General features: G+C 34.2%; 18 protein-coding genes. 4 read left to right on the top strand and 14 right to left on the bottom strand.

Annotation, left to right across the window (positions count from 1 at the left end; translation table 11 throughout):
- The first annotated feature begins 1 nt into the window (after position 1).
- Both HM983_RS09135 and HM983_RS09130 read left to right on the top strand, forming a co-directional pair.
- The gene (locus tag HM983_RS09135) at positions 2 to 1,204 is read left to right on the top strand and encodes a hypothetical protein (RefSeq protein WP_179345111.1); all 1,203 of its coding nucleotides are present in this window, start codon (positions 2 to 4) and stop codon (positions 1,202 to 1,204) included.
- Between the two features lie 37 nt (positions 1,205 to 1,241).
- Positions 1,242 to 1,946 (top strand): DUF3667 domain-containing protein, encoded by a 705-nt coding sequence (locus HM983_RS09130; protein WP_179345110.1) that lies wholly within the window; start codon positions 1,242 to 1,244, stop codon positions 1,944 to 1,946.
- A 56-nt stretch (positions 1,947 to 2,002) separates the two neighbouring features.
- Here the strand turns inward: HM983_RS09130 and HM983_RS09125 are convergent, their stop codons facing one another.
- From HM983_RS09125 to HM983_RS09115, 3 genes are all read right to left on the bottom strand, one after another.
- Positions 2,003 to 3,202: an ATP-grasp domain-containing protein gene (locus HM983_RS09125; protein ID WP_179345109.1), complete on the bottom strand. Its 1,200-nt coding sequence runs from the start codon at positions 3,200 to 3,202 to the stop codon at positions 2,003 to 2,005.
- Between the two features lie 95 nt (positions 3,203 to 3,297).
- Positions 3,298 to 4,710: a leucyl aminopeptidase family protein gene (locus HM983_RS09120; RefSeq protein ID WP_179345108.1), complete on the bottom strand. Its 1,413-nt coding sequence runs from the start codon at positions 4,708 to 4,710 to the stop codon at positions 3,298 to 3,300.
- 3 nt (positions 4,711 to 4,713) lie between these two features.
- Complete coding sequence (locus tag HM983_RS09115; RefSeq protein WP_179345107.1) at positions 4,714 to 5,487, bottom strand: alpha/beta hydrolase; 774 nt, start codon at positions 5,485 to 5,487, stop codon at positions 4,714 to 4,716.
- 134 nt (positions 5,488 to 5,621) lie between these two features.
- Between HM983_RS09115 and HM983_RS09110 the strand changes: the two genes are divergently transcribed.
- A complete protein-coding gene (locus tag HM983_RS09110; RefSeq protein WP_179345106.1) occupies positions 5,622 to 7,943 on the top strand; it encodes a GH92 family glycosyl hydrolase in 2,322 nt (773 codons plus the stop codon).
- Here the strand turns inward: HM983_RS09110 and HM983_RS09105 are convergent.
- Positions 7,940 to 8,614, bottom strand: a complete 675-nt coding sequence (locus HM983_RS09105) for an ABC transporter ATP-binding protein (RefSeq protein WP_179345105.1) — start codon at positions 8,612 to 8,614, stop codon at positions 7,940 to 7,942. The two genes, HM983_RS09110 and HM983_RS09105, sit on opposite strands and share 4 nt — an antisense overlap.
- Before the next feature lie 39 nt (positions 8,615 to 8,653).
- Entirely contained in the window at positions 8,654 to 11,095 is a 2,442-nt protein-coding gene (locus HM983_RS09100; RefSeq protein WP_179345104.1) for a DUF5916 domain-containing protein, read from the bottom strand.
- 236 nt (positions 11,096 to 11,331) lie between these two features.
- On the opposite strand from HM983_RS09100, the gene HM983_RS09095 reads away from it, so the two are divergent.
- Entirely contained in the window at positions 11,332 to 11,598 is a 267-nt protein-coding gene (locus HM983_RS09095) for a hypothetical protein (protein ID WP_179345103.1), read from the top strand.
- Between the two features lie 56 nt (positions 11,599 to 11,654).
- Here the strand turns inward: HM983_RS09095 and HM983_RS09090 are convergent, their stop codons facing one another.
- From HM983_RS09090 to HM983_RS09050, 9 genes are all read right to left on the bottom strand, one after another.
- Complete coding sequence (locus HM983_RS09090) at positions 11,655 to 12,233, bottom strand: type 1 periplasmic binding fold superfamily protein (protein ID WP_179345102.1); 579 nt, start codon at positions 12,231 to 12,233, stop codon at positions 11,655 to 11,657.
- Between the two features lie 18 nt (positions 12,234 to 12,251).
- A complete protein-coding gene (locus tag HM983_RS09085; protein WP_179345101.1) occupies positions 12,252 to 14,651 on the bottom strand; it encodes a TonB-dependent receptor in 2,400 nt (799 codons plus the stop codon).
- 36 nt (positions 14,652 to 14,687) lie between these two features.
- On the bottom strand, positions 14,688 to 15,029 hold the full coding sequence (locus HM983_RS09080; protein WP_179345100.1) for a hypothetical protein: 342 nt from the start codon (positions 15,027 to 15,029) through the stop codon (positions 14,688 to 14,690).
- Positions 15,026 to 15,520, bottom strand: a complete 495-nt coding sequence (locus HM983_RS09075; protein ID WP_179345099.1) for a DUF6787 family protein — start codon at positions 15,518 to 15,520, stop codon at positions 15,026 to 15,028. Before HM983_RS09075 ends, HM983_RS09080 begins: the two co-directional genes overlap by 4 nt.
- A gap of 27 nt (positions 15,521 to 15,547) precedes the next feature.
- Positions 15,548 to 15,985 (bottom strand): DUF6146 family protein, encoded by a 438-nt coding sequence (locus tag HM983_RS09070; RefSeq protein WP_179345098.1) that lies wholly within the window; start codon positions 15,983 to 15,985, stop codon positions 15,548 to 15,550.
- Positions 15,986 to 16,187: 202 nt separating this feature from the next.
- Positions 16,188 to 16,823 carry a DUF937 domain-containing protein gene (locus HM983_RS09065; protein WP_179345097.1) on the bottom strand — a complete coding sequence of 212 codons (636 nt, stop codon included), beginning with the start codon at positions 16,821 to 16,823 and terminating at the stop codon, positions 16,188 to 16,190.
- Positions 16,824 to 16,930: 107 nt separating this feature from the next.
- Positions 16,931 to 17,881, bottom strand: coding sequence for a D-2-hydroxyacid dehydrogenase (locus HM983_RS09060; RefSeq protein ID WP_179345096.1), 951 nt, complete (start codon positions 17,879 to 17,881; stop codon positions 16,931 to 16,933).
- A gap of 131 nt (positions 17,882 to 18,012) precedes the next feature.
- Positions 18,013 to 19,074 (bottom strand): 3-phosphoserine/phosphohydroxythreonine transaminase, encoded by a 1,062-nt coding sequence (gene serC / locus HM983_RS09055; protein ID WP_179345095.1) that lies wholly within the window; start codon positions 19,072 to 19,074, stop codon positions 18,013 to 18,015.
- Between the two features lie 115 nt (positions 19,075 to 19,189).
- Positions 19,190 to 20,248 carry an acyl-CoA reductase gene (locus HM983_RS09050; protein WP_179345094.1) on the bottom strand — a complete coding sequence of 353 codons (1,059 nt, stop codon included), beginning with the start codon at positions 20,246 to 20,248 and terminating at the stop codon, positions 19,190 to 19,192.
- Positions 20,249 to 20,349: the final 101 nt, after the last annotated feature.

Below are 20,349 nucleotides of genomic sequence, written 5' to 3'. Positions count from 1 at the left end.
AATGATAGTAAAAAATCGCAAGGATTATAATTCTAATTTTTCTGAAGAAAAATATATAGAGTTCTTAAAGGATATCGATAAATCTCACGACTTTAAAGTAACCTTTAGGATTGCAGAAACACCTGCATTTATTCCTAGAACTTTAAAAGACAAATTGGTAGAGGCGTGCGACGACATTATGAAAATAATAAACAAGCCCAATTTTAAGGAGCTTACTAACGGTGCGTTTTTCGATAAAAATACTATTGTCCCAAATGAAGACGAACAGTCAAAATTTATTCAACTGGATTTTGGTATTTGTAAAGATCTTAATGGCAATTTAATACCAAAGTTAATTGAACTACAAGGGTTTCCTTCATTATATTTTTTTCAAGAATTATTAGGAAGAAAGTATCGTGAACATTTTGGCAAAGCAATACCAGATAGTTTTTCGCAACATCTTAACGGGATGACACCAAAAGATTATGTGGCGTTACTACGACAAGAAATCGTAGGAGGTACGGATCCAAAACAAGTGATTTTACTGGAGATAGAACCAGAAAAACAAAACACTGCCATAGACTTTTACGCAACAGCAGCTCAGTTAGGAATTAAAGTTTTGTGCATTACTGATTTAAAGAAGGAGGGGAGAACACTTTTCTACATTGACGAAAAAGGCAATAAAGTTGAAGTAAAAAAAATCTATAACCGTATAATTTTTGATGAATTACATCAACGTACAGATCTTAAAACAGAATTCAGTTTTCAAGATGAAATTGATGCAGAATGGATTGGTCACCCAAACTGGTTTTACAGAATCAGTAAATATACCATGCCTTTATTAAAAGGAGATTATGTGCCTAAATCATATTATTTAGATCAATTGGAAAGCATACCTGAAGATTTGGAAAATTACGTTTTAAAACCTTTATATTCATTTGCAGGAGCAGGAGTTCAGATTCATGTGACTAAAGAAATGATTGAGGCAGTTTCAAATAAATCCAATTATTTACTGCAAGAGAAGGTAGCGTATGCACCTGTTATAGAAACTATGGATGTACCTGCAAAGTGCGAAATAAGAATGATGATGCTTCACAATTCAAAAACCAATAAAACCGAAATCGTCAACAACCTTATGCGTTTAAGTAAAGGTGAAATGGTTGGTGTTAAATACAATAAGGATAAAACTTGGGTTGGTGGTAGCACAGGTTTTTTTGAGGGATAGTCTTTTATTCTATATTTGCTTTTGAACAAATTTTTGAATGACCTGTATTTCATGTAGTCATATTCACAATGAAAAGTATTGTCCAAATTGTGGAGAGTATAGCGGCACGAAAAAAATCACAATTAATTCAATAATTGAAGGTGCATTTTCAACGGTCACAAATATGGACAAGGGATTTTTGTTCAATCTAAAAGCCTTATTCTTAGATCCCAGGATAATCATAGATCAATTTGTAAAAGGTAAACGAAAGGGGATTTTAAATCCGATATCTTATCTCATCATTTCTATTACAATATATTTGATTGTAATTACGGTATTTAAAGAAGCTCCTAAGGAACTTGCTGATACTAACATTGAAGTAAAATCAGCTGGAGAAAAAATAGGTAACGCAATTGGTTATTTTATTAGAAAATATATAAAGTATTTTTGGATTTTATCAGTAATCCCTTTAGGATTGTCCTTGAGAATAATCTATAAAAAATACAATTTTTTAGAGCATGTGGCAGTTAGTTCTTTTGTTATAGGGCATGCCACTCTTATTGGAGTAATTAGCCACCTTATTTTTAAATTTCCTCTTATTTTAGATCCCATAGTTTATATAGCTATTACTTGGATGATTTATAGGGTTTTTAAATATGAAAGAAGTAGTATTGAATCAGTTCTGCTAGCAATTGTAGCTTTACTATTATTTATCATCCAGCTCGTAGTAATAATTGTAGCACTTACTTTTATTATAATCTGAAGGTATTAAAGTCATTTGTCTTAGATTATATAGAAATCTATTTCAATAAAATGTATTTAAAGCGACTTATCAGGCGCAGGCAAACTAGCATGAAATTCTTTACCAATACGATCAGTATATTTATCTAATAATTCCAAAACTCTTTTACTGGAATCCGACACGACGATTAAACCAATATGCCAAGATTTGTTCATTCTCCAAACAATTTCCTTATCTGTAAAACTTGAAGTATCAGGATGTTCAAATCGACTTAGTGATACTACGATTCCTGCATATTTGTTATTAATTTTGGGAAGTTTGTATTTATTTTTCCTGAGGTTACTCGATTCGATTTTTGCCCATTCTCGCCAAAGGTTGACACCCGATGCAGCCTCGACCATTTCGGCTAAATTGGCACCTCCTACACGTGAGGAGGTTTCTAAGAAAAACAATTCACCAGTAGCTTTAGATTGAATGAATTCTGTGTGTGATGCTCCAAACTGCATACCGAAGGCTTTCATCACATCAGCATTCATTTTTTGCAATCCTTTTTCAACCTTTGAGCCAATTTCAGAACTGGCCGATCTAAAAATACCACCTCCATGAGCGACTTCAAAAGGTGTATCTAAATATTTACTGACTCTCGCAAAAGCCACTTTGCCATCTACATTTAATCCATCTACATGATATACGTCACCAGGTGCAAATTTTTCAATTAAATAATTATCTCGTTCGTCTCCCAACTCGTGAACTATTCGCCATAATTCGTCTTTATTGTTTATTTTTTTAATTCCTGTTGCCGAAGCTTCCATCCTTGGTTTTATTAACCATGGTGCACTCACACTATCTGTATAATTATTTATGGTTGCGTCATTAAACAAATTTGTAAACTCCGGAACATTCACTCCTTCTTCTTTTGCTTTGACACGCATGGCAAGTTTATCTCTAAAATAATGGGCAGTAGTCCTACCCATTCCTGGCATTCTAAAATGTTCTCGAAGTGAGGCTACTTTTTCAACATCAAAATCATCCAATGCGACGAAACGATCAAACCTAATACTTCGAAATTTGTAGGCAATGCCTTTAGTGACATCATTTTGGTTCCAATCATCAATATAAAACACATCATCAATATGTTCCCATGGCCAAGCTTCGTGTTCTAACTTTTTCTTGGTTAACAAAAAGACGTTATTACCTTCAGCCTTACAGCTTTTTAAGAATTCTACACCTTTGTAATAGGTTGAAATACACAAGAAGTTGAGTGGTTGTTTTGACATTGTTGGATGTTTTTTTGAGTCAAGAGAGCTTCATCACTTATAGAAGCACGAATCGAGACTTTTAGTATTGTTCCATCAATTTACAAAACTCAAGATTATTTAACCGCTTTTTGCTTAATAAATTCAGTAATTAATTGAATACCGTAGCCTGACGCACTTTTCATTTTGGCATAAGGTGAACTTCCGAAGGAAACACCTGCAATATCGAGATGCATCCAGTTTTTATGTTCTTCTGTAAACGATTCTAAAAATTGGGCTGCGTTTGTAGCTCCAGTCAAGGGTTTTCCGCTAAAGTTTCTCAAATCAGCGATATCACTGTGCAAATCGCTTTTATATTCTTCAAACATTGGTAATTGCCACACGCGTTCATGAACTTTATAACCAATATCACTCATGATGCTTGCCATTTCTTGATTGTGTGTGAACATACCTGCAGCTTCATAACCTAACGTTCTGACCACACTTCCGGTTAAGGTTGCTAAATCTATAAGGTAGTCAGGTTTTAAGTTTTTTACAGCATAGCTTAATCCATCTGCCAATACCAATCTCCCTTCGGCATCAGTATCAATAATTTCTATGGTTTTACCCGAATAGGATTCGATTACGTCACCAGGTCTGTAACTGTTGGCATCAACGGCATTCTCTGCAGAACAAACGATGCCTACAATATTAATATTTAGTTTGAGTTTAGCCACTAATTCCACCGCACCAAGGACAACGGCTGCGCCGCCCATGTCACTTTTCATATAGTGTAAATTTGTGGATGGTTTTATGGATAGCCCTCCAGAATCAAACGTAATTCCTTTACCTACTAAACAGATGTCTACCTTTTTGTTGGATGCGCCATAATATTCATTGATGATAACCACAGGTTTGTTAACGCTACCTTTTCCAACGGATAACACAGCTTTAAACCCTTGTTTTTCTAGTTCTTTTTGTTTTAATACAGTGCTTTTGTAATTGGCATCTTTTGCAGATTTTTTAGCCCATTTACCTAAAAATTCTGGTGTCTTAATATTTGGTGGCGCATCAACTAAAGCTTTGATTTTATTAATGGTTAAGCCTGTTTCTCTACCTTCATCAATAATCTTTTTTATCGATTTTGAAGATGAAATCGTTACGGTAAATTGATTTTGTTTTTCTTTTTCCGATTTAAATTCGCCAATGGCATATTGAGCCATTTCTAATCCAATAACTGCTTTTCGGGTTTCGTCTTCGGTCAGGTTTTCGGCGTAAACTTGTATTGTCTTGTCCCAATATTTGTTTGTGTCAAAGCATAGTTTTCTGAAGGCTTCTTCAAGTCTTGCGGAATGTTTTTCTTCTCCTAAACCTAGGAGATAAATCCTATTGCCGTCTTTACCATAAAGCAATTGATAGCTTAAAAACTCACCATCAAAATCTGGTTTTGATAGCGGTAAAAGAGTTTTTACTTTTTCAAGTTCATTTTTTCTACATGGTAAAATAAAATCCTTACTTGTATCAATTTGCTTTATGTGTTTGTAAATCATAATTTATGAATTAAAATAGAGCCATTTTACAGCTTTTGGAAATTCCTCTCGCCAATGTATTTCGGCATGGCTGCCTTCCTCATTAATAGAAAAATGGAAATCGACGTTATAACCATTTGTCATTTTCTCTTTTATAATTTTACCTAGTTTTTGTGTATTAGGTAAGTGCTCAATACTTTCCTTTCCACCAGAATAAAGGTAAATCTTGGATTCTTCTAAAGGTTGAAAGGTTTTAGTATGATTAAAAATAGTTTTAGAAATCCATAAACTTGGCGAAAAAATCATCATTTTGCCAAAAACCTTGGGGTTTTGAAGTCCTGCATGAAGACTAATCAATCCTCCCATTGAACTACCTCCTATTCCCGTATTTTCAAAATCAGTAAGTGTTCTAAATTTTTTATTAATATAGGGAATCAAACGCTCTATCATAAATTGAATATAAAAATTACCTTTTCCTTCGCCAAAGCGTGGATGGTAATAGGGTAGATACTCGTTTATGCGCTCTTCATTTCCGTGATCAACCGCAATAATAATTAAGTCACCAAGGCCTTCTTCAGCTAATTTAGTCATGGATTTATCTATGGCCCAATCTCCGTAAGGGGCTAGTGGGTTGAATAAGTTTTGCCCATCCTGCAAATAGAGTACAGGATATCGTTTTTCTGTTTCATAATAATCGTGTGGCAATAATGCTGAAATTTTTCTGGTAGCATTAAGATGCGGTATTTCGTAAGCTTCTTCAATAACTTCTATAATCGGTTCAAACTCCGTCACTGTCATTTATTAGTTTTTAGGGTAAGCGAAAATACAGATTTATAGAATTAAATTCTATAAAAACAAAAACAGATATTAACAAAGAATTAATATATTAATAATTAAAAATTTAACTTTGATCATATTGAAAAACGAAATTAATGAAAACTCAAATTGGCTTTATTCTTCTATTTATTGCGATCGTATCCTGTAAACGATCAGAGTCTGTCTCCTTAATTACCACAGACGTTTCAAAAGATTATACGCAGTATGTTAATCCTTTAATTGGTACGAGTAAAATGGGACATGTATTCCCAGGTGCAACTGCACCATTTGGAATGGTGCAATTGAGTCCTCAAACTAATTTTGAAGTAATGTTTAATGACGACGGTAGCTATAACCAAGAGACGTATGAATATTGTGCAGGATACCAGTACAAAGACTCAACTATTATAGGATTTGCACATACTAATTTCAGCGGTACAGGACATTCAGATCTAGGTGATTTTTTAATAATGCCCACTACAGGAAATTTGGTTTTGGACCCTATGGAAACAGATAATGGTGAGAAGGGTTTTTATTCAAAATTTTCACATGATAAAGAAGTGGCTTCACCAGGTTATTACAAAGTAGATTTGGACAGTTATGATATTAAAGCCGAACTAACCGCAAGCGATCGGGTAGGGTTTCATCAATACACATTTCCAAAATCTAAAGATGCGCATATTATTCTGGATTTGGTTTATAATGTATACCATCATGACAAAAAGAATGTCTGGACATTTTTACGCGTTGAAAATGATTCTCTAATTACCGGTTATAGACAAACCAGAGGTTGGGCCCGAACCAAAAAAGTGTTTTTTGCAATGCAGTTCTCAAAACCGTTTAAAAGTTATGGCCATAAGAAATATGACGAGGTTAAGTACGACGGTTTTTACAGGCGTTTTAATCAAGAAGAAAATTTTCCGGAAATGGCAGGTCAGGATATAAGAGCTTATTTTAATTTTGATACCCAAAAGGATGAAAAAATTAAAGTAAAATTTGCATTATCTCCAGTCAGTACTGAAGGTGCTTTAAAAAATCTTGAAGCTGAAATACCTCACTGGAACTTTGAGGAAATTAAAGAAGAGACCAAAATAAAATGGAATAGGGAATTGTCTAAAATTGATGTAGAAACTATTTCCGAAAATGATAAAATAAATTTCTATACAGCCATGTATCACACGAACTTGTCTCCAATACTCTATGAAGATGTTGACGGAAGATATAGAGGTCTTGATCAAAATATTCATGTGTCTAAAGGTTTCACTAATTACACTATTTTTTCACTTTGGGACACCTATAGAGCATTACATCCTTTATTTAATATCACCCAGCCAGAACGTAATAATGATATGATAAAATCCATGTTGGCACATCATGACGAAAGTGTGCATAAAATGTTGCCGATTTGGAGCCATTACGCCAATGAAAACTGGTGCATGATTGGATACCACGCTACTTCTGTAATTGCGGATGCCATGGTTAAAAATGTGGGTGATTTCAACAAAGAACATGCTTTAGAAGCCTCTGTAAATACCGCAAATGTCAAATATTTTGATGGATTGGGTGAGTATATTGATTACAATTATGTTCCAGATGATAAGAGTCATTCTTCGGTGTCAAAGACCTTAGAATATGCTTATAATGATTGGTGTATTAAACAAATGGCGAAACAAGTTGGAAATAAAGAAGTTGAAGAAAAATTTAATAAGCGATCAGAATATTATAAAAATGTTTATGATGATAAAAGTGGTTATATGAGACCAAAACTTGCAGATGGAACATTTAGAAAATATTTTGACCCAATGGATACTCACGGTCAAGGATTTATAGAGGGTAATGCATGGAATTATGGGCTTTATGTGCCACAAAATATTCCAGCGATGATAGAGATGATGGGAGGAAAGGAGCGTTTTTCTCAACATTTGGATTCTTTATTTACCATGGAAATTGAAGAAAAATATATCGAAAAGCACGAAGATATTACGCGAGATGGCATTATTGGTAATTACGTACATGGTAATGAGCCAGGTCATCACATACCATATTTATACGATTGGACTAACAACCCTGAAAAAACGCAAGCAAGGGTAAGAATGATTATGGATACGATGTATGCACCAACTGTAGAAGGCTTATGTGGTAACGACGATGCAGGTCAAATGAGCGCTTGGTATATTTTTAGCAGTTTAGGATTTTATCCTGTCACACCAGGATCAAAAGATTATGCTTTGGGAAGCCCATTAGTAAAGGAAGCAACGATTTATTTGGCCAACGGTAATACGTTGTCTGTTAAGGCTATGAATCAAAGTAAATTGAATGCATACGTAAATAAAATAACCATTAACGGTAAAGCATTAGAAAACAACATTATATCTCATGATGATATTATGGGTGGAGGAGAGTTGTTGTTTGAAATGAGTGCAACCCCTAGTAATTAATGTACAATCTTACCATCAACCATTGTTAGTGTCCTATCTGCAAGTTCTGCTAATTCATGATTGTGCGTCACGATGACAAAAGTCTGTTTGAATTCTTTTCTTAATTTCAAAAAGAGATTGTGAAGTTGATCTGCAGATTCGCTATCAAGATTACCTGACGGTTCATCGGCGAAAATAATATTAGGATTGTTAATTAGTGCTCTCGCAACAGCCACACGTTGTTGCTCACCACCTGACATGCTATTGGGCTTATGGTGAATCCGTTCTGCTAGCCCTAAATAATCTAAGAGTTCTTTTGCTCGTTTTTCAGCTTCAGATTTTGATGTATTGTTAATGAATGCAGGTATGCAGACATTCTCTAGCGCTGTAAATTCCGGCAATAATTGATGGAACTGAAATATAAAACCAATATTAGTATTTCTAAATTTTGCTAAACCTTTGTCATTAAGTGATTTTACGGATTGCCCATTGATAATCAGTTCAGTATCTGAAGTATAATCTGGCTTATCCAACGTGCCAAGGATCTGTAAAAGAGTTGTTTTACCTGCGCCTGAAGCACCTACGATGGATATGATTTCGCCTTCAGTAATAGTTAAATCTACTCCTTTAAGTACTTTAAGGTCTTTATAGGCCTTATGTATATTTTTAGCTGTAATAACGGGTGTACTCATACTTTGTGAATGTAATACTTAAAGCGAAATTGTACAACCTTAAGATGTAGTTTTATTATTTTGGAATATAGATTTAATACCGTTAAAATCTATAAAATATTGCACTCTTAAAGAAAAAGTATGTTGAATTGGTTGATCAAAAAGAGTGTCTAAACTTTCGGAATAATTGTCATCTGCCATTGTTCCAAAATTAAACAGTTGGTTTCTGTACAAGGCCGTTAAAAAACTACCAGGTGCAAATTGCCACGAATAACTAAGATCTACATTCCATGTACTGAAATTAATGTCAGGATTACCATCAACATTCTCTACGTTGTAACCAGAATCTGTTGTTAATCTTCCATTATCCAATAAAGTGAATAATTCGTAATCATAATCTACAGTATCCCAATAATGTCTAAAGGATAGGGCCAAACTATTAAAAGGGTTAAAGTTATAATTTGCCGATATACTATTGGTAAATCGCTGGCGATTTCTTTCTCCAAAAATTGGCTGTCCGTCAAATTGCGTTGCAAAGCCCCTCTGACCATTAGCCATATCAAAATTTAACTGATAAACCATTAGAAAATTATCGTTAAATCTAAATCGTGGACTTACTGAGATTTCATAGCCAAATAAATCTCTACCTTCTTCAAATATTTTAAAAAGATCCAATCTCAAGTCATAAGCAAATTTCTTATTATAATTAGAAGAATAATAACCTCCAGTACTAGCAATGTTTTCGAAAATAAATGGCCTTCCATCTCGTGATTCAAAATAATCATACTGTTTGCCAGGCTCGACATTTAGACGGAAACCAAAACCGTTTAATGCTTTAGTTTGTGCATTATAGGAACCACCAAAATTAAACCCGGTAAAAACACCAGGATTTGCCAAGTTTCTATAGTTTGCAAATACATTGACTCTATAATTGTTTAAATTTCCTTTAGGTTCGAATATTCTATAAGAGGCGTCAACACCGAAATTGTTAAAATTATTTCTGCGATTAAGCCCAAGATCATTGATGTTATACTTAGTATCCGCAAAACTGTGATCAAAACTATATCTAAAGTTACTATGCGTTTTCCCAACTCTAACAAAACTACTAAACCCAGTTTCTTTTTCAATTAATTGATAATTGACATTGCTCATTTTTAGCTGACCATTGATTTCGTAAGTGTTTCGCTTATTTTGAATATTGGCCACTAAAGCTGTAGCATTGGCATCTCTAAAATTTCCTTCCCTTAATACATTTGTATTGATCAATGCAACAGAAGAGTTACTGTTAAATTGCTGATCCACAACTAAAATATTATAATTAGCAAATGGTTCTACAACTTCACTACGTTGTTCTCCAGTAACGGTGTTCGTTATGGTCGCCTCTGTTTTCTCTGTAATGGCATTAAATATACCAATACCTAATCCATTTTTGGTTCTACCAGAAACCTTTATAGCATTAAGCACTTTAACCTCCTCAGGTACATCTGCATCTTCATTAGGATCTAAATCTAAAATTCCGGAAGGTCTGCTGCCAACCCGTCTCGAAAAGAATAAATCTCCTTTAGAGAATAATTCGACACCCTCTGTAAAGAATTGTCTTTGCTCAGAAAAAGTCTGTTCAAAAGGCCCTAGGTTAAGCGTAACATTATCAAAACCAGCTTGACTGAAATCAGGCACCAAAGTAGCATCTAAAGTAAAATTGTCAGTAATTCCATATTTCACGTCCATACCAAAGGTTAAATCTGTTTCAGTATCGCCATCGAAGCTATTTGCAATTCCGGTTGTAAACGGGTAGAGATTCAATCTTACAGGTGGCTCAATGTCTTTAAGACCTTTGAGTTCTCCATGGTATAGACCAATATTTCCCTGTGTTGGATCTATAGGATTCCAGGTTAATCTTGATCTTGTTCGTCTATATTCTCTATGAAATTGTAAGCCCCAAGTAGGTTCCTTTTGGTCCGCAAAACGTAAGGCTCTATAGGGAATTTTAATTTCTACGACCCAACCATCATCTTTCATTTTCACAGCACTGTCCCAAACGGCATTCCACCCAAAGTCATCTCCAATTGTTGGGTTAACTATAGCATCGGCTTGTGTTCCCGAACTAAACACAAAAAATGCCGTGTCATTTTGGGCGTCATTATTTGGGTTTAATACCACTAAGAAAAAATCAGATTGACCAAAATTATCACGACTAGTTAATTGAGACATTATTTTAGAAGGGTCATCGTAAAGATATGCAGCAACATAAATCGCTTGATCGTCATAGGCCATTTTAACCTCGGTGCGTTCTTCAGGAAGTGCTCTTTCTCCAATGTCTGGCTGAAAGGAGATAAAGTCAGTTGCTATCTGAGCATTTTGCCATACAGCATCATCTAAGATACCATCAATTTTAGGTGCTTCATCAGTACGCTCAATATTTAAAGTTTTTTTGTCTTGGGAGTAAGTTAGAATACCACAAACGAGGGTTGTTAGAATAATTAGAATAGAACGTACGTTCATGAACAATATTAGTTTAGTTGAACCAAGAGGCAATTTATAGGCGGTTGTCCCTTTTTTTGCAGGTACAAATCTAATAGGTGAACCATTGTAACGCTCTTAATTAAAAGTTAAAAAGGAATTTGAATTGTTAATGATCTATCTTTATAATCTGACAACGAAACAGAATGGAACGTTTATTGCTTTTCTTAAAACAATATCAATAGATTTCTGCTATATCAGAAACGAAAACAAATTGAATGAGTAAATACAAAAAATTAGTAATCAGCATCATTTGCGATGCGCTGGGATATGTATCTTTTATTTTTCCTCCATTTGACTTTATTTGGGCACCGTTGTCTGCCTATTTAATGACAAAACTATATAAAGGTAAAGAAGGTAAAGTCGCTGCGGTTATATCATTTATTGAAGAAGCATTACCATTTTTGGATGTAATACCAACATTCTCAATGATGTGGTTTTATACCTATAAATTTAAGACTGAGAAGAAACCTTCAAAAGCATAAAAAAAAAGCACTCTATTGAGTGCTTTTTTATTTTATACAAAAATAATGTAACTTGATTACTGAATACTAACTGTAAAAGATTCGCTAATATCAGTCTCTCCACCAGCATTAGCTATATTTCCGTTCGAAACACCCTCAGCATCCTTATTAAGCTCATGACGTAAAGTTGCTGTAAAAAGTCCTTCTGTAGCAGTTGTACTTGCAACGGTTTGCAATGAGAATAGCAATCCTACAGGATTATTGTTTTCATCCAAATCTGAATAGCTAACAGTACCTAAGTTATTAGACAAAGTATAAAAAAACTGATGTTCGTCACTTTCTTCCTGAACTTCTTCTGTAATATTTTCTACATCATCAGGATCACTTTCATCTAATAAAATCACAGAGCCATTGTACGTTGTGTTAAGAGATAAATTTCCTGTCACAGTTACCAAAGGTGCATTTGGTCCGTCACCATCCAAATCTCTAGTTTGTAATGTTACGGTATCACCAGCTCCTTGAGGTGTTAATGTAATTGTCATAGTTGTAATTACCTCTTCCTCATTCACAGGTGGCGGATTATCATCATCGCTTGAGCAAGCCACAAACAGAGTAGATGTTAAAAGTGTAATAAATAAATATTTAATAGTTTTCATAATTTAAAATTTTAATGTTTAATAATTGAATTGTAATTGAAGCATTATATTTCTTCCTAAGTCATCAGCAAAATAACGTAGTCGGTTTAAATATGCTCTATATTCTATATCGAATATATTATTAACACTCAATGCAACATTAAGCGTTGTGTTTTCTGAAGTATCAAACGTAATGTCAGAATATAAATGAAACAAATTATAAGCTGGTGGTGGTGTGCTGATATCAACAAGCACAGTTTCCCCAGAGCTAGCTAATGTTGTTTCAAAATTATTATTTGGAAAATTATTTTGTTCAAAGACCCATTCGTTGCTCAAAGCAAAAGAAAATTGGTGCCACTTATCATTTCTATAGGTTATGGTATTTCTAGTATTAAATGCAGGAATATCGATTAAATCTATCCCGCTTTTAATTTCATTACCAACAGTATAGGCTGTTTTATTTGTAATATCAACACTATCCAAAATAGTATAACTGGCACTCAGATCTAGACCATATAGCTCTGCATCTCGTTGCACATAATTCCAAACAGGAAAAGCACCTCTAATAGTTTGTTCTACACCGAATGGTTCTAAAAACATAAAATCGTTAATTCGATTGTAAAAACCTTCTAACAAAACGTTGAATTTTGAACCCTCATAACTGTAACTAGCAGCAATTCTATTCGCTACTTCCTTTGTTAATCTCAAATCTCCTAATTCGATTCTTGCTGCGGAGTGGTGTAAGCCATCGCTAAATAATTCTGAAGGGTTCGGTGGTCTGCTAGAAAGACTGTAATTGGCTAACACATAACTTTTTTCATTCAAATCATGTTTGATACCTGCAGATGCAGAAAAGTTATGATAGTCAAAAACAGGGTTAGTTAATAATTGTGTTCCTAAATCATCAATAACAAAATCTTCAAAATCCTCATCATAGCCACGTTCTTCCCAGCGGCTGGTTCTATAGAATTTTTTTGCATCGATTCTGTTAAAATCGTAACGTAAACCTGCATCTAATACTGTTTTGCTCGAAAGTGGCCATTCATTGAGTACATAAATTCCAAAATCGAACTTATCATAATCAGGTATTAAACGTCTTACTCCAGTTTCTGGATTTGCAAAATTATTCTGATAACGCCCAAGAGCTCCAAATTTTAATCTGTAATTAGGCTTGGCATCTAAAATAATATCGGCCATAACAGTGTGAGTTTGCAATACCAAATCCAATGCCGCTTTATCCCTGTCATCTCCTACACGAATATCAAATTCAAACCTATGGTTATTTTGATAATCATATTGAAGCGAAAGTTTTCCAAAGTTTTTAAAACGCTGATAATAAGATGCTTTTAGCAAATGATGCTTAACGTCTTGCTTTGGTGGGTCGATGTCATAGGTAAAATTATTGATTACAGAAGGCTCATCACTATTAATGGCCGTGACCAAATCTTCAATATTACCTATGTGAGATGCTCTAAGAATCCCTATTTCAGTATCAAAGAAACTATAATAAAGTTCAAAACCTTTTTCAAAAGTCTTCTTACCACCACGCAAGGTTATCCCTTTAGATTTTGATCCCGTATTACTCAATATATAATCAGGTGATTCAAAATCTCCGTTTTGCTTTAAAGTTGCTTGCCCGTTGATAAACCATCCGTTGGCGTAATTTTTATTTAAAGATGAACTTAAACTGAAACCTCTTCCATTAGTTTGTCCTCCCGCTATAGTTTTTCCGAATAAAGTGTCTTTTAAAATTACACGTTTTGGGTTGATAATTATAACACCACCGACAGCATCACCACCAAAGGCCAATGCTCCTGAACCTTTGATAACCGAAATATTGTCGGCCGAATTAATATCGATATTTGGTGCGTGCTCTATTCCCCATTCTTGATCTTGCTGTCTCACATTATTATTTAAAATGAGCAATCTACTACTGTGAAGACCATTAATCATAGGTTTTACGATAGCATTACCTGTATTAATAGAAGATACACCAGAAACTTCCTTCAATGCATCACCTAAACTTAATGCACTATACCTTTTAAGGGTTTCTACCTTAAGCAGGTTTTCTTGTGCTGTTTTGGTTTCTTTAGTGATAATATTACCAGTTACGGAAACTTCATTAAGTTCTTCTATATGATGTTCTAAAGCTATTGTTTCTGTCGTATTACTATTTATGATATAGCTTACAGTTTTTGTTTCACACGCAATATGTGAAATGGTGAGAGTGAGTTTTCCACGACATAGATTTTCAATTTTAAAATTGCCATCAAAATCTGATGTCATGTATTTATCCTGCTCTTTAATATATATAGTTGCCGATGACAATGTTGTACCGTCATGGAAATCTATAAGTTTACCTGTAAATGTGTAAGTGCAATCTTGGCCATAGCTATAACCATATAGCGCCAAGAATAACAGTAAAATGATATGTCTCATTAAAAAATAATATTAGCAAATCTAAAAAGTTAATAGTTAAGCTAATATTGGTGGACCCCTAAGAAAGGTGTGTAATTGCTGATGACTATAAAAAGAATTATAATACCACGAATTTAATATATATCCTAAGGGTAGAATATTTGCACCATCATTTTTGAGTTCTAAATACTGAATTTTAGTAAGCTTAAACTTATAAAATTCACATTCTAAATCCGTTTGATGAAAGTGTGTACTGTGTTCATTATCATCTTCGCAAACTTCGTGCGTATGATGAGTGAAAACATGACTCAATTTTACGGCAGAAGGTGCAAGTACAGCCATTGCAAGTACAAAAGCCGTTACTTTAAAAGTGCCAATAAGTAGAGTCTTTATATTCAATCTAAAAATTGTTTAAGCCCAAATCGTCTGAGCATTTTCTTCTCAAATTCCCAAAAAAACTTAAATTGCCCAAATAGCCAACCATAAGTCACCAATAGAACTTGATAGAAAATCAGTCCAATTATAATGAATAAAATCCAATAGAGTAGTGGGTTTAAGTTTTCTTTAGTAATTCCCATTAATTGCATAATCGGACGACCAATATACATTGATGAAGAACCTGTAATTGCAAAAACAATAAATACCCGAATCATTTCCCATCTGTAATCTAAAATCCATTTATTCTCTAACTTTTTGAAAATGAATAAAGTTAACTTTAAAAGAATAAAAAAAGTAATTGCTGAAAGAAGAAAGATAAAAGCAACATGTTGATTTTTTAATAGAGCAACGGCAATTTTGAATGCAGAATAACCTAAACCAATAAGACCAAGAAAAGGAAATAACAACTGCCAATTGTGTTGTATTTCCCAATTTTTTTTAAAGTTTTCCATAGCGCTAAATTGCGCTGCAAATTTAATTTAAATCCTTGGAACAAATGGCCCTAATCTTTGATTATATCTTAATTGAAAGTAGATGAAATAGTTATAAAGCTTATAGTTAACTTCATAGCCATAATCTGTGCGAGAATCATAGTCTATACGAAGCTCGTAAAGATTCGGGTCAAATTGCTGCGGTTGCATAACTCTAAGATTCCAATTCTGCACATAAATTTGATTACGAGCCTCCATATAGCTCTGTGAGTAATAACCTTCTGGTCTAGCAGTACTTGCGAGCCAAGCATTAAAGCCGGGTTCGATAATAATAATTTGGTAATCCGATTCGTCGCTACTGATTGAAACGGTGTCACTCTGCACCAGACTTTCGTCCATTTCATTATCAATCACTTGTGTATTGTCATAAGACTTACAACTTGCCAATAAAATAGTGCAAAGTAAAAATGGAATAATCGTTCTCATAATATTAAAGATATTAAATATAGTTAGTGTTTAAAAGGTTTTTTTGTTTCATTTAACACCACGAAGAACATTAAAAATTGATACTGAAAAAATAGCGAATGCGTGAGAGCCACTATTTAATGAGTGAACCCATAAAACTAATGAGTTGACAAACAAAAAGCAGTTCGTTAGAACTGCTTTGGTATATATGCGTTTTATTATCTTATTTCCCAAATAAGCCTCCAAGAAGACCTCCAAGTCCACCTTTTTTCTTAGAGCCACCTAAAACCATGCCTGCAACATCGTCAACAACGCTGCCATCGCCGTCTGCATCGAGAATTTTTTCTAAGAAACTTTGTTCGTTTTTATTGCTGCTACCTCCCAGCATTCCACCCAATAAACCTCCTAAATCGTTCTGTGAGTTCACATTTTTTTGACGCGCTTTTTGACCTAAGATGCCCATTAATATAGGTGCGGCAACTTTGAGTATATTGGCAACTGAGCCAGCATCTAAACCAGCTTTTTGTCCTATTAATTGTTCAACTCCTTGTTTTTTGGAACCTAAAATATGACCTAGAATTTTATCACCATCGTTTTTCACTTCATTGTCAACGCCACCACCAAAAAGACCTCCAAGATTACTTAGGATACTCCCATCATGTTTACCGTTTAAGGCCTCCATTAATCCAGCTGCTCCTTCAGGAGTTGAAGCATTACGTTCCATTGCTTTCATGAGTACTGGCAAAGCCATTGTAAGTACGCTATTGGTCTTGTTTTGGTCTGTTCCAGTAGATCCTGAGACACCATTAATAATGTTTTGGCCAAGGTCACTGTTTAATAAATCTAAAATTCCTTCCATGATGAGATATTGTGTGTTAACTATTAATAATATTGAATTTTCAAGGTACAAAAAAAGTCCTTTGTTATTATAGGACTCATTTTGTTGGTATAGGTCACAATTAATTTTTAACTCAAAATCTTAATGATTTGTTCAGCTAATTCAATACCTATTCTGTCTTGCGCTTCATTGGTGGCTGCTCCTGTGTGTGGAGTTAATGATAACGCAGGATTCATTAATAACTGAATTTCTGGTTTTGGCTCCTTTTCAAAAACATCGAGTGCTGCTCTAGAGACCTTTCCACTTTCAATGGCCTTAACCAAAGCTACTTCATTAACTACACCACCGCGTGCTGCATTTGCTATGATAACACCATCTTTCATTTGCTTAAATTCTGCTTCATCAATAACATATTCCTTTTGTGCTGGTACATGCAGGGTTAAAAAGTCTGATTGTTTTAGAACTTCTTCTTTTGAAATAGTTTTAATTTCAAAATTTACTTTTTGTCCATCAAAGAATTCCAATTCTAGATCTGCTTTCTCAATAAAGGGATCAAAAGCAATTACTCTCATGCCTACACCTAATGCCACTTTTGCTGTTGCTTGCCCAATACGGCCAAATCCTAAAACACCTAATGTTTTACCTTTTAATTCTGTGCCTTTGGCATATGATTTCTTTAATCCTTTGAAATTGGCATCACCTTCTAAAGGCATATCTCTATTAGAATTATGCAAAAAACGTGCTAGACCATAGAAATGTCCAAACACCAATTCTGCAACAGAATGTGAAGAAGCAGCAGGTGTGTTTATAACATGGAGTCCTTTGTTTCTAGCATAGTCTACATCAATATTGTCCATACCCACACCGCCACGGCCAATAATTTTCAGGCTTGGACAATTGTCTATAATGTTTTTACGAACGGTCGTTGCGCTTCTTACTAAAAGCACATCAATATTATTCTTATTGATATAGTTTTCAAGTTGTTCTTGAGCCACAGTAGTAGTTATTACTTCGTAACCTGCAGCCTCTAAAACTTCAATTCCGCTTTGCGAAACACCGTCGTTTGCTAATACTTTCATTATTTGTTTTTTGGTCATTTTGAGGAAGAATCTAATCTATTAAGATTTTTTTACCTCGTTCATAATGACGATTATTATAATTTTTTAATCTTCAAAAGCAATTCAATTAGTCAATGTGTAGTACTAACGCTTTATGCCTTACTCTCTAAATCGCTCATAACTTCTACCAAAGCTTTAACACTGTCTAAAGATAACGCGTTGTACATTGATGCTCTATATCCTCCTACACTTCTGTGGCCATTAAGACCATTGATGCCAGCCTCTTTTACCATAGCTTCAAAAGTTTCCTTAAGGTTTTCGTTTTCTAAGGTGAACGTTGCATTCATATTAGAGCGGTCTTCTTTGACAGAATATCCTTTGAATAATGGATTTAAATCAATTTCAGAGTAAATTAATCTTGCTTTTTTATCGTTTTCTTCTTCAATAGCTTTTATGCCTCCGAGATCCTTTAACCATTGCAACGTTAACATTGAAACATAAACAGGAAACACAGGTGGTGTATTAAACATACTTCCTTTGCTAATATGCACCTTATAATCCATCATGGATGGAATTTTACGTGATACTTTTCCTAAAATATCTTCTTTGACAACTACCAAGGTAGTTCCTGCAGGACCCATATTTTTCTGTGCTCCGGCATATATAAGATTAAATTTCGAAAAATCCAATTGACGTGAAAATATATCGCTACTCATATCGCAGACCATTGGGATTGGTGAATCCGGAAAGCTCTTCATCTGTGTACCAAAAATAGTATTGTTAGAGGTGCAGTGAAAATAATCGTAATCTTCAGGAATATCGTAACCTTTTGGGATATAATTAAAATTTGCAATTTTAGAGGAAGCCACTTCATAAACATCATCATAAATTCTAGCTTCTTTTATTGCCTTATCACTCCAAGTTCCCGTATTTAGATAGCCTGCTCTTTTTTCGAGAAGATTTAGTGCTACCATTAAAAATTGGGTACTGGCACCACCTTGAAGAAACAACGCCTTATAACCTTTACCTTCAAGACCCAATAATTCTAATGCTAGAGCTCTTGCATTCTCCATCACATCTACAAACGGTTTACTACGATGCGAAATCTCCAAAAGCGAAAGACCGTCATCAAAATTGAGGACCGCCTCAGAGGCTTTTTGCATTACTGATTTTGGCAATATACAAGGGCCAGCGCTAAAATTATGTTTTTTCATTTATCCTAAATTTAGTTCAGAATTACTTAAAAAAATCCTGAAGTTTTATTTTTTAATAGCTACAAAGGTGCTAATTAATTGACTATTTTATGTTACTAATATGATAATTTTTGAGCTATCTTTTTAACAAGAATTCAACAGTATCTACATTATCTGCATAATCCCAGAGTTGTGGTTGTTGTGTTTGTCCAAATTCAATTTCATTTTCAGAAAAACCACTCGCTACTACACATTGAATTTTTTCTGCATCCGCTTCAAGCCTCTTTTTAAGACTGCTAAAGTCTTCGTAGTATTCGTAAAATACGGTAGCAATAGGAGAGGAATAGCTGTCGTCTTCTTTTATCATAAGGAAGCCATTTTCAAGCATTTCAAATTCACTCATTAAATATACTGCTTTATTGTAATCGTAATTGTTGGCGTATTTCGCTTGATTGATAATTGGATGCCAATGGTACATCCCATTAAAAAAATCATCGAAATTATAACCTTTGGGAATGAAAAGTTTGGAAACGTTGCGGCAACCTAAACCATAATATCTAAATATGTCTTCGGATAGTTCTTTTAACTGTTCAGGCGATTCCTTTCCTGATAAAACCGCAACCGAGTTTCTGTTCTTTCTTATTATAGACGGCTTGTCTTTAAAATAATATTCAAAATAACGAGCTGTATTGTCACTTCCTGTGGCGATTACGGCATCAAAATGTTCTAGTTTGTTGTCCGTAAATGTGATTTTTCCTTTAAATTCAGGTTCAATTGTTTCTAGGTACTTAGCCAAAAATGGCAATAAATGTTTGTCGTTAGAAGATAGTTTAACCAATACATTATGTCCAGAAATAAGCACGCTCAAAAAATCATGAAAGCCAACCAAAGGTATATTTCCTGCCATAATAATGGCTACTGTTTTTGGTTCTTTTATATTAAAGCTATACTTGTTTGTCCACTGGTTAATATTACTTTCTGTCAGTGCATTAGACCAGGATTCTAAAGCAAAAATAATATTGGTTTTAGTAAACCAGCCATTATGTTCATTAGCTAATTTTATTTGATGTTTAAAACCCTCAAAAAACAAATCGTTATGTGCTATAGATTCATTTTTATTTATGCCTTCTTGTATAAATTGAGCCAGAAATGCTCCAAGTTTTGCGAAAGCGTTAATTCTTTGTTGTAAATCCATGTTGTGTTTGGTTATGCACTATTTTGGCTTTATTTTTGCACTTTGTCCATCAATTCGGATAAAAGTGAGTGCAAATTTACACAAACAAAAAGAGAAAAAAA

Source organism: Winogradskyella ursingii (assembly GCF_013403975.1).
In the GTDB taxonomy this organism is placed as follows: Bacteria; Bacteroidota; Bacteroidia; order Flavobacteriales; family Flavobacteriaceae; genus Winogradskyella; species Winogradskyella ursingii.
The sequence above is the reverse complement of the archived record's forward strand: the minus strand, read 5'-3'. Positions and strand labels throughout refer to the sequence as shown.